At 43.9% G+C, this 11,811-nt stretch carries 5 protein-coding genes; 3 read left to right on the top strand and 2 right to left on the bottom strand.

Annotation, left to right across the window (positions count from 1 at the left end):
* Positions 1-11: 11 nt before the first annotated feature.
* Both DP117_RS16490 and aroF read right to left on the bottom strand, forming a co-directional pair.
* On the bottom strand, positions 12-1,715 hold the full coding sequence (locus tag DP117_RS16490) for an aromatic amino acid ammonia-lyase (RefSeq protein ID WP_169219376.1): 1,704 nt from the start codon (positions 1,713-1,715) through the stop codon (positions 12-14).
* A gap of 55 nt (positions 1,716-1,770) precedes the next feature.
* Positions 1,771-2,871, bottom strand: coding sequence for a 3-deoxy-7-phosphoheptulonate synthase (gene aroF / locus DP117_RS16485; RefSeq protein WP_169219375.1), 1,101 nt, complete (start codon positions 2,869-2,871; stop codon positions 1,771-1,773).
* Between the two features lie 995 nt (positions 2,872-3,866).
* On the opposite strand from aroF, the gene DP117_RS16480 reads away from it, so the two are divergent.
* The 3 genes from DP117_RS16480 to DP117_RS16470 are packed head-to-tail and all read left to right on the top strand — an operon-like array spanning position 3,867 to position 11,670.
* On the top strand, positions 3,867-5,516 hold the full coding sequence (locus tag DP117_RS16480) for a sigma-70 family RNA polymerase sigma factor (RefSeq protein ID WP_169219374.1): 1,650 nt from the start codon (positions 3,867-3,869) through the stop codon (positions 5,514-5,516).
* A 26-nt stretch (positions 5,517-5,542) separates the two neighbouring features.
* Positions 5,543-6,772 carry a DUF1822 family protein gene (locus DP117_RS16475; protein WP_169219373.1) on the top strand — a complete coding sequence of 410 codons (1,230 nt, stop codon included), beginning with the start codon at positions 5,543-5,545 and terminating at the stop codon, positions 6,770-6,772.
* Positions 6,773-6,792: 20 nt separating this feature from the next.
* Positions 6,793-11,670, top strand: coding sequence for a CHAT domain-containing protein (locus DP117_RS16470; protein WP_169219372.1), 4,878 nt, complete (start codon positions 6,793-6,795; stop codon positions 11,668-11,670).
* Positions 11,671-11,811 lie beyond the last annotated feature (141 nt).

Genomic DNA, 11,811 nt, shown 5'->3' with positions numbered 1-11,811 from the left:
TTTTTGAAGAGTTACTTCAAGCTGGATAAAATATCGTTAACAGCTTGCACAATTTGACCGCCAGCACTAATATCAGCCGCGATAAGTGCAATATGTTGGTCTAAAGGTTGCTCGTAATCGTTCCAGATATACGGTCGGTTTGTATTCGGTGGCTGTCCTACTACTTCGCGCACGGCGGTGTACAACTTTGCGGTTGCAGGCGATAGACACGCACGTGCGTCGTAATGACCAGCCATCACATACGTGCGTAGGTCAACAGCTTGGACTCCAAACATTAGGGCGATCGCCATATATTGTTGAAAAATTTCTACGCTTGCCCGCGCTAAATTTGCGGAAGCAAAACCTTGAGAGTTGATATTTTGGTTAAACTGTTCGGCATGGGTAGGAAATCTGTCAGCTATGGAATTTCCATAGAAGGTTAACAGAGGCATAATCGAGTTTCCGGTTATTTGCAACCCCTTCAACCCCATATTGACACTACGCTGTTGGTTACCAACTAAAGACGGTGACAGTCCGTTGTTAAATTCTGGTGCTACTAAATAAGCTATTTGTACATCAAGGTGTTTAGCCAACAACCCAATGTAGTAGCGAAGTTGATCCATTCCTACACCAATGTACTGTCCTAGAAAATTGCCGCCATGATAGCTTGCTTGATTCTCCACGTCGATAAGTGGGTTGTCGGTAACAGAATTAATTTCTATTTCAATTTGTCTGGCAATCTGCTCAATCCCATCTAAGATAGGTCCCATATACTGTGGCAAGCAACGCAATGAATAACGATCCTGAATTGGATGTTCACCGCGATAATCATGAGAACCATCTAACTCTTCACGTACTAAGCGTGAACCTGCAAGCAGCTTGAGCATTTGGGCTGCCGCCTTTTTTTGCCCTGAATGTGGTTTGAGCTTATGGATAAACGGGTGGAATGATTGATTGGTGCCATTTAAACCTTGGATAGCTAAAGCGTGTGCTCCCATCGACAGTGCGAATAGAATTTTGGTGTCATGTACGCAGTTCGCAGCAATGGCAGTCATAACTGAGGTGCCATTCATCATCGCCAACCCTTCTTTTGGAAGTAGTTGTAGTTTATCTAAACCCAGTTTGGAGAGCGCTGTTGGTGCGTCCATTTCTTCGCCGTTAAAGTCAACGGTATAACTTGGAGCTAGACCAATCAACGCCCCAGTGATGTAGGCTAAAGGCGTCAAATCGCCACTGGCACCAATCGAGCCAAATTCATACACACAAGGTGTGACACCAGCATTCAAAAACGTCTTCATGCGCTCAATGAGTTCAAAGCGAATCCCGGATGCACCAATAATGTGAGAGTTGGCTCGCAAGAGCATGGCAGCGCGGACATCAGTAAGGGGTAATCTTTTTCCTGCCCCTACCTTGTGATACCATATCAAGTTGTTTTGCAGCACAGCGGCACATTCACGGGCGATCGCAACATTGGCCATACCGCCAAAACCAGTTGTCACTCCGTAAATAGGCGTTCCCGATTCGACAGCATTCTGAATGTAGTCACAGGACGCCTGTACACCCTGCAACACATCATAGTTATCGGTTATGCATACTTGTGCGCCATAACGTGCCACACTAACGACTTCGTCTATTGTCAGGTTGTGGTTGCCCACAACTACGATTTTGTCTGAATTTTCAAATAAGGGTGATGAAAAACGAGAAGTCGTGTTCAAGACTTGAGATACTGTATTCATTGGAGGTTTGTTTCTCCTTAATGGCATTTATTTATTGCAGAGATAATTGACTTGTTTACTTGAGAGCAGTGGAGGAAACTTGTAGAGCAAACTTTGACATTGCCGTAGAAATTGCACCTTGAGTCCAACGACCAAAGAATTTGCCCAAGGGAGCCATTTCTTGCATGAGTTGCTCAAATGCTTCCAGTGTGAGAGATTGAGGTCCATCTGAAAGCGCTTTCGCTGGGTTGGGGTGAACCTCAATCATTAAAGAATCTGCACCAGCTGCGATCGCCGCCATTGTCATTGTTGGTACAAACTCTGATTTGCCAGTGGCATGACTTGGGTCAATCATAACAGGCAAGTGAGTCAGTGTACGCAATACTGGAATTGTAGATATATCTAGGGTATTGCGGGTGTACTGCTTGTCAAAAGTGCGAATTCCCCGTTCGCATAGAATAACATTTGGATTACCTGCTGCCAGTATATACTCGGCTGACATCAACCATTCTTCAATCGTCGCTGACAGTCCTCGCTTCAACAACACTGGCTTACCTGCAGCTCCCACCTTCTTCAGTAGGGAGAAATTCTGCATATTGCGGGCACCAACTTGCACTACATCTGCCACATCTGCCACCTTATCCAGGTCTGCTGTATCCATGACTTCAGTAATAATCCCCAAACCAGTGACTTCACGAGCTTTTGCCAACAAGCTAAGGGCACTCTCACCGTGACCTTGGAAAGCGTAAGGAGAAGTCCGGGGTTTATATGCTCCGCCTCGTAGAAATTGTGCTCCTGCTGCTTTAACTGCTAAGGCGGTCTCAACAATCATCTCTTCGTTTTCTACAGAACAAGGTCCTGCAACAACGACTAGAGGATGATTTTGTCCAAAGGTCACAGGTCCATTCGGTGTTGGTACAGCGACATTAGTAGGATTACCATGACGAAACTCTTTTGAAGCCCGCTTAAAAGGCTTTTTCACGCGTAGAACCTGCTCAATGCAGGGGCTTAAGTTTTGGATTTGTTGGGGATCAATTTCCGCTGTATCACCTATCAAACCAATTACGACTTTGTGCGTGCCTTCCGTTTTTTCTGGTGTAACGTTCCAACGGCTGAGTTCTTTGCAAATTCGTTCAATTTCTGTTGTTGAAGCGCTGGATTGCATGACTATGATCATGAGCTAAAATCCTCTTACAAATCTTGTAGATAATAATGATGCTGATGACTAACATATAGTCATCGCTGTTCGCTCATTGCTTGTCTGGTTTGGCGTCACACTAGATTAGTGCTTAGTGCTGAGAATTTTTACGATTGACAAGGTTTGCAACAAAAGCACTGATCGTCTGAGTGCAGTACATTAATAAGCAAAAAACATGAATAAGCAAAAGACCACTGATAATTCTGTACTTCATTCACACGAGAAGCGCTATAGCAATCACAAAAAAGTTTCCTGATGACATTTAAAGAATTAGCTTGCTGTCTATTATATTGGGAGGAGCTTTGAGGAAATATTAGGGTGTCTGTATTTTTTTTTGATCTTTTTTCACTTTCGGCTGTAAAACAGGCTCTCTACAATCAACTCAGGTGTTCTGCAAAAATTTCCAAGCTTAAATCTTGACAGAAAGTACAAAATATGAGTTATGTTTTCGGCTTTCAAGCTTGATTTTTCGACGATTTTTAGACGATGCTCCCAAAGGGAGCCAAACCCTTGCGCGTAAGTCCTGCGGAGGCTTGTGCCAACACGTAGCGTGTCCAAAGGGCATTGGGAAAGCCCCGCCGGGGTGCGATCGCGAACGCGAAGGAGAATTATTTTCCCTAATCCGTAAAAAACCCTCATAAAACGCCTCAAGCAGCACCAATAAGTCAGTAGTACACTTAATACAAACAACCTCATACTAACCATGCCCAACAAGTTACATGTCATCTCTAATTCAGTAACAGCATAACTGATACCCTCTCTTTAGAAAATCATACCAGCAGACAAAAATCGCATATCTTCTGAACTAACTTGGCAAAGGGGTAATAAATATTACACTTGAGTCAAGATATCTCGCTCTAGAACAAGTCTATCCTGATCGCTACTATTAGGAAAGCAAAGTTTTTACACTTGTGTTTTCTGTAGAAGTACACAGTTTTGGCTTTATATAGAAGAGGTCAGGAGAAGAGGTCAGGATGTTCACCAAGCATTTTACCAGCATACCCAAACTGCCCAGCCGTCAAAATCCTATTGATAAATTTTCTATGTATATGACTGTGGAGAATCATCAGGGTTACTTAACTATTAAATGGAAAACAGAACCTCATTTGTTAAGCAATATTGAATTATACAAAAGCAGACACAAGAAGTTTGCATCGCTAGTTAGTCAGGATGAGAACGGTAGGGGGCTAGTGCAGTTTTGGATAGATATGGCTTTCAATGACAAACCACCAAAGGAAGATTGGGAGCCAGAAAAACGAGTTCAAAAGGCTTGGGAACACCTGAGCGCTTACTGTGAGGAAAGTTGCTACAGGGCGGCTGTTCAGGTATGGAAAGATGACACATCTAAATCTTGGGAAGAATATATATTTCTTTCTAGATGTCTGCTTTATGAAGCTACCAAGTTTAGACAAATATTAGCTAAATATAACTCAAATGATTCTTCTATCGATACTTATGTGACAGGCGTCTTGATCAAAAATATTAAAGATGAAGCTGCTGTTGCTAAGTTCTCTAAGTGGCGGTTGTTGCATAAAAAGAGTGATAAAGAACTGAAAGAAGCACTTGGTAGAGCTGGAAGGTATGAACCGGAAATTTCTAGGTTTCTCTTAGCTCGGAAGTGTTTTAAACAAGTTTATCAGATGAACAAAATTCAAAACCCTGCTAAAATTACAGGACAAAAGTGGCAAGAACCTGATAATGTAGATTTTGCAGAAGCAGCTAATTACTACAATGGACAAATTTTACTTCCTTGTACATCTCATGAAGTGGCTGTAGGTGGCAACATCACAGGCGAACAACTTCAAACAAGTATGGAAGTTTGCATTGTTGCATTACAAAATTACCCCAAATCAATCACACCACACTTTTCTCTTGAAGCACTCGTAGAAACTGGTCGTCAAGTTGCATCTCATGAGTCTCTAGAAATTTTAGAACACAATTTTCTGACTTCTTCAGAGGTAGAAGATTCTATCGGAGAGAAAGGAAGTATAGTAAAGCGAACTGAGCCAGCTTTGCTTCTTCAGTTGTTTTCTTTGAAAGTCGAGCAAAAGGAAATTCTACTCCTTTATTATGGGCTTGGGCTAAATCAAAAACAGATAGCAGACAGATTTAAAGTCACTCAGGGTGCAATTGCTCATCGCATGAAGACGATAGAAATCAAATTGCTGAAAACTTTATATGGGTTAAGCCAACCTCCTGAGTGGGTTTCTCAATATGTTGCAGTATGGTTAGATCGTAATTACGAAACTCCTGTCTACACAGATTTGATTCATGTTGCTTTGGTTGAGGCTGTTAAGAAACTTCAACCACAAGAGCAAGAGGTTTTGCGACTTGTTTATGGACAAAAACTGCAGGAACAAGAAATTGCCAAGCAGCTTGGCATAACCTTACCAGGAAGTATAGACGTATTGCGGAAAACAAAAGCTAAATTAGAGGCTGCTTTAATCAATAGTATCGATACTATGATTAATAATTTTTTACAACTTTGGTTGACGAAGGTGGCTAAATCTGTCGTTAAATCATGTTGTGAAAAGTTGGGTATTTTGCAATATCAACTAGCAGATTTACCAACAATCAATACAGTCTTAGAAGAATCGTTAAAACTTTGGCATTCCGAAAAGTAATGAGGCAAAATGATGAGGGCTAACTAATGTTTCCTTATAATGATTTAGCAATGGCTTTTAGTAATCAGTTGTGGTTAAATATTTCATCAGCAGACAAAAAGACAGCTTGGGAGCAAGCTCAGTGCTATTCTAATACCCTTGCACGCTACAACGCCTATCTCAATTACCTTTCATTGTATATTTTCTTGAACTGGCTGATAGAGTGGGTAGCAGAAGAATCTATCCCTAAACCCTCTATTTTCCCAAGTGAAGATAGCTTACCTAGTATTTGGGAAGTGGTCAATGGTGCAATAATTACACTGGCAGAAAGGCGAATAGTACTAATTCCCAGTGAAACAATGGATTTAGAAGAGTTATCCGTACCTCAAGAGTGGGTAGACATCCCTACGCTTGCGGGTGATTATTACTTAGCAGTGCAAGTCAATCTAGAGGCGAATCAGGATGAGTGTTTTTTGGGAGTGCGCGGATTTACCACTCATCGGCTACTTAAGAATTTTGGCAAATATAACTCAAATGAGCGCACCTATGTATTAGCAGCAGAAAATTTAACAACAAATCTCACCGTTATGTTGATGACACTAGGACTACCTGTACAAGAGGAAATCTCAGAATTACCAAGTTTATCTGAAGCGGAGGCGCAAAAATTGTTGCAACGCTTAGGCGATTCATCTATTTATTTTCCCCGTTTACAAGTTGATGTACCATTTGAGCAATGGGCAGCACTGCTGGATAATGATGAATGGCGCACTCAGTTGTATCATCGACGAATCGGTCGCTTAGCTGTTGCCAAAAACATGGTGTCAATTAATAATTTGAGCAATTGGTTTCACAATATTTTTGATACTGGTTGGCAGTCTCTTAATACAATTATAAATACAGAATTAGGAAATTTAGCTTTTGCTTTCAGACAACATGAAATTGCTGTTGGAAGAGTGTCTGTTCAGGGAGTCAAGTTGATTGATTTGGGAATGCAATTAGGGAATCATTCTGTCGCACTGCTGATTGGTTTGACACAAGACGATGAGCAGAAAGTGGGTATCCGCGTCCAGCTACATCCATGTCATGGAGAAATTTATCTACCACCAAATATTAGACTTGCTTTACTTTCTTCTTCAGGAGCAACTCTCCAAGAATTTCAATCCCGCACTCAAGATAACTTTGTTCAACTGAAACGATTTACTTGCCCGAAAGGAAAAATATTCAAAATCCAAGTGTCTATCGATAATTTCAGTATTACGGAAGATTTTGTGGCTTAACGACTTGCGCGATTAGAAAAATGAGTAAGTTAGTTATTTTAAACTTGGGAAGGGGTACATTGCAGTCAGGTTTTCCTCTGGTTACGGTTGTGCTACAGTCGGATGGAAATTCTCACTGGAGGCAATTTCAGGGTAGTTTACCTGCGGCTCCAAATATTATCGACCTCTACCGTCGTTGGCAATTGTTGTATGATTTAATCTATTCGGCTCGCTCTATAAATATAGGTTTACGTCTCTCTGCGTTAACCGATGAAGATATCAAAATTGATGAAGCTGACGTGACTCACGTTTCTGATGCTGATTTTTCTAACGTATGTGAAGAATTACAAAATCAAATAGATAATTGGTTGGATACCGAGGCATTTCGTAACATCGACTGCCAACTGCGGATGCGATTATCTCATGATGATGAAATCCGAGTCATTATTCAAACTGAGGATAATTTACTCCGAAAACTGCCCTGGCATATTTGGCGTTTTTTTAGGGATTACCGTTTGGCGGAAGTAGCTTTAAGTCCTATAGAATTTCAGCCTGAAAGTCAAACAAAAAGTTCTGCCCTAAAAGTGAGAATTTTGGCAATCTTGGGGGACAGCACGGGAATTGACACTGATGCTGACAAAAAGTTATTGTCAAGCTTATCAGACGACGTAGAGACAGTATTTTTGGTAGAGCCAAAACGTCATGAATTAGACGAACAACTTTGGGATAAGCGGGGATGGGATATTTTGTTTTTTGCTGGACATAGTTCTAGCAGAAATGATGGACAAACAGGTCACATATATATAAATCCTACCGAAAATTTAACAATTCCCCAGTTTAAAAATGCCCTTCAAAAAGCGATAGAACGCGGGTTGCAGTTGGCAATTTTTAACTCTTGTGATGGCTTGGGATTAGCACAGCAGCTGGATGATTTGCATATTCCCCAAATGATTGTCATGCGGGAACCAGTGCCAGATAAAGTGGCACAAGAGTTTTTGAAGCGCTTTCTTAAGGGGTTTGCTGATGGTAAGTCGTTTTATTTAGCAGTGCGGGAAGCGCGAGAACAGTTGCAGGGTTTGGAAAATGAATTTCCTGGTGCAAGCTGGTTACCTGTGATTTGCCAGAATCCCGCAGAATTACCACCAAGATGGATAGATTTGGGAGGTACTCCTCGTTCCCCGTACAAAGGATTATCCGCTTTCCGACAAGAAGATAAGTCGGTGTTTTTTGGGCGGGAAGCTTTTACACAGCGGCTATTAGAGGCGGTGAAAAAAAAGCCACTCGTGGCGGTGATTGGACCAAGCGGTAGGGGTAAGTCTTCGGTAGTGTTTGCTGGACTGATTCCCTATCTGCTTAAGGAATCGGATAACTGGCAAATTGCCCATTTCCGTCCTGGGAAGCGTCCGTTGGATGCCCTAGCTGCGGCACTTTTAACTTTGCAATCAACTCAGGCGGGTGGTGATCATGAGGCTGAACTTCAGATAAACCGAGATCATCGCCCTTTGGGCAGCTCAGAGATGGAGCATCGCCTCTTTCAAATTCACCAACTGGCAACGGAACTGCGCTCAAACAAGAATGCTTTAACTCAATTTATAGTTAGGATATCATCAACCAATCCCAAATCGATTGTGTTGGTGGCTGACCAATTTGAGGAACTCTACACACTCTGCCCAGATTTTGAGGAACGCGAGAGTTTTCTGGATTGTGTGTTGGGGGCGGTGTATAATGCGCCTTGTTTCAAACTGGTGTTAACGCTGCGGTCGGACTTTTATGGCTATGCTCAATCCTACCGCGCTTTTAACGATGCCTTGGAAAATAACTGTTTGAACCTGGGACCGATGAATGAGCAGGAATTAGGGGAAGCGATCGCACATCCTGCATGTTCCTTAGGTGTCACACTAGAGACAGGACTGATAGAGCGGATTCTCAATGATGTTGGTAAAAAAACACATAATCAAGCGGAAAACTCGCAACATAAATCGCCACCAGACAAACTGCCTTTACTGGAATTTGCCCTAAAACAGCTTTGGACAGAAGCAATAAAACACAGAACTCGCCAACTGACGAATCAAGCTTACGATGAAATTGGCGGTATCCAAGAGGCACTAGGGAAATACGCAGAAGAAGTATACGACAAGATAGCTCAAGAGTATCATCCAAAGCAGATACGGCGAGTGTTCACACAACTGGTGCATCCAGGGGAAACAACGGGGACGGAAGATACCCGTCGTCTAGCCACGCGCCAAGAGATAGGAGAAGAAAACTGGGAGTTGGTGACGCGCCTCAACAGTGAGGATATGCGTCTGGTGGTGATTGGTTATGACGAAGCAACCTCTGAAGAAACAGTGGAGGTGGTGCATGAGGCTTTGATTCTGGGTTGGGGACGCTTGAGGGAGTGGATGAAGAGCGATCGCACTTTTCGCACTTGGCAAGAGCGGTTACGCGGAGCAATTCGTCAATGGGAGGTTACCAATAATGATGAGGGAGCTCTGTTGCATGGTATACCTTTAGCGGAAGCTGAGGATTGGTTGCAACAGCGACGCGAGGAGATTAGTCCATCTGAGCGGGTGTTTATTGAGTTGAGTTTGGGGTTACGCGATCGCTTGCGGCGAGAAGAGGAAGAACGTAGACAAAGAGAGCTAGAGCAAGAAAGGAAAGCGCGAAAAGCAGCTCAAACCAGAACTACAGTTGCCATTACTTCTACTATACTTGTGAGTACAGCAGCTATTTTTGCCATTAACCAGTGGAATCAAGTGCAAAAGCAGTACAAAAATGCGGCACTCCAAGCAGAAAGTAAGACTGCTAGTGAAATTTTACAACTTGACGGGTTGATAGAGAACATCAAGGCAGGGAAAAAACTGCGCCAGTTGATAAACTCAGGTGAAGCAGAACCCTATACCCAGATGCAGGTCGTGACGGGGTTGCTAAAAGTCGTTTACGATGTGAGAGAGCAAAACCGCTTTATTGGGCATAGTGCTCCAGTGATTAACGTTAGTTTCAGCCCAGATGGGCAGACCATTGCTTCTGCAGGTTTTGACCACACCGTGAAACTCTGGAGGCGAGATGGCAGCTTGCTCACCACCCTGACTGGGCATCAAGCTTGGGTGATTAACGTTAGTTTCAGTCCTGATGGGCAGACCATTGCTTCTGCAAGTCTTGACAAAACCGTCAAACTCTGGAGGCGAGATGGCAGCTTGCTCACCACCCTGACTGGGCATCAAGCTGCGGTTAGTAGCGTCAGTTTCAGCCCAGATAGGCAAACCATCGCTTCTGCAAGCTATGACAAAACCGTCAAACTCTGGAAGCAGGATGGCAACTTGATTGCCACCCTCACTGGACATAAAGCTCCAGTGACTGGCGTTAGTTTCAGTCCAGATGGACAAACCATCGCTTCTGCAAGCCTTGATAATACCGTGAAACTTTGGAGGCGAGATGGCAGCTTGCTCACCACCTTCACTGGGCATAAAGGTCCGGTGATGAACGTTAGTTTCAGTCCAGATGGGCAGACTATCGCTTCTGCAAGCTATGACAAAACCGTCAAACTCTGGAGGCGGGATGGAAGCTTGCTCACCACCCTCACTGGGCATGCTCCGATGGCTGGCGTCAGTTTCAGCCCGGATGGGCAAACCATCGCTTCTACAAGTTCAGACCATACCGTCAAACTCTGGAGGCGAGATAGTCGCTTGATTACCACTCTCACTGGACATAAAGCTCCAGTGAGTGGCGTTAGTTTCAGCCCAGATGGACGAACTATCGCTTCTGCAAGTTGGGACCATACCGTCAAACTCTGGAGGCACGATGCCAGCTTTCTGACCACCCTCACTGGTCAGAAAGCTCCGGTGATTGGCATTAGTTTCAGCCCAGATGGACAGTTAATGACTTCTGTAAGTGTTGACAATACCGTCAAACCCTGGAAGTGGAATGAGCGCGTTCTAACCACCTTCACTGGGCATAACGCTCACGTGATTGGCGTCAGTTTCAGTCCAGATGGGCAGACTATTGCTTCTGCAAGTGTTGACAATACCGTGAAACTCTGGAGGCGAGATGGCAGATTGCTCACCACCCTCACTGGGCATAAAGCTCCGGTGATTGGCGTTAGTTTCAGCCGGGATGGGCAGACCATCGCTTCTACAAGTTTTGACAAAACTGTCAAACTCTGGAGGCGGAATGGCACATTAATCACCACCTTCACTGGGCATAACGCTCAGGTGATTGGCGTCAGTTTCAGTCCAGATGGGCAAACCATTGCTTCTGCTAGCTATGACAAAACCGTCAAACTCTGGAGGCGAGATGGCACATTGCTCACCACTCTCACTGGGCATAGCGATTGGGTTAATAGCGTTAGTTTTAGTCCCGATGGACAAACCATCGCTTCTGCAAGCTATGACAAAACCGTGAAACTCTGGAGGCAAGATGGCAGCTTAATTAACACCCTTCCTGCGGAACGCTACGCTAACACTGGGCATAGCGATTGGGTTAATAGTGTGAGTTTCAGCCCGGATGGGCAAACCATCGCTTCTGCAAGTCAGGACACAACTGTTAAACTCTGGAGGCGAGATGGCAGATTGCTCACCACCCTCACTGGGCATAACGCTCCAGTGATTGGCGTCAGTTTCAGCCCAGGTGGGCAAACCATCGCTTCTGCAAGTCTTGACAATACTATCAAACTCTGGAGGCGGGATGGTAGTTTGATTGCAACCCTCACTGGACATAACGCTCCGGTTGTTGGCGTCAGTTTCAGTCCCAATGGTCAGATGCTTGCTTCTGCAGGTGCAGACGGAAAAGTGATTCTGTGGAATTTCAATCTTGATGATTTGTTAAAGCGCGGTTGCTATTGGGCGCGTGAGTACCTGAAAAACCCTAACAACGGTATGAGTAAAGATGACCCCCAGCGGCGGATTTGTGATGACATCAATTGAAACTACGCTTGATCCGCCATGCGGTGCTACTTCACTAATGCAATTCATTCCGCCTTTATTGAGATTAAAGTATTCTTATTGACAAAATGCGTTTGCCCTGGGATCGCTACAGATAACCGTTACATAAAACCTACCCAAAGC

Source organism: Brasilonema sp. UFV-L1, from assembly GCF_012912105.1.
Taxonomy (GTDB): Bacteria; Cyanobacteriota; Cyanobacteriia; order Cyanobacteriales; family Nostocaceae; genus Brasilonema.
Note: the sequence above shows the minus strand (reverse complement) of the source record. Positions and strands in the feature narration are given on the sequence as shown.

Coding starts and splice junctions, on each gene's coding strand:
- DP117_RS16490 (WP_169219376.1), bottom strand. CDS start 1,715: ATGAATACAGTATCTCAAGTCTTGAACACGACTTCTCGTTTTTCATCA.
- aroF (WP_169219375.1), bottom strand. CDS start 2,871: ATGATCATAGTCATGCAATCCAGCGCTTCAACAACAGAAATTGAACGA.
- DP117_RS16480 (WP_169219374.1), top strand. CDS start 3,867: ATGTTCACCAAGCATTTTACCAGCATACCCAAACTGCCCAGCCGTCAA.
- DP117_RS16475 (WP_169219373.1), top strand. CDS start 5,543: ATGTTTCCTTATAATGATTTAGCAATGGCTTTTAGTAATCAGTTGTGG.
- DP117_RS16470 (WP_169219372.1), top strand. CDS start 6,793: ATGAGTAAGTTAGTTATTTTAAACTTGGGAAGGGGTACATTGCAGTCA.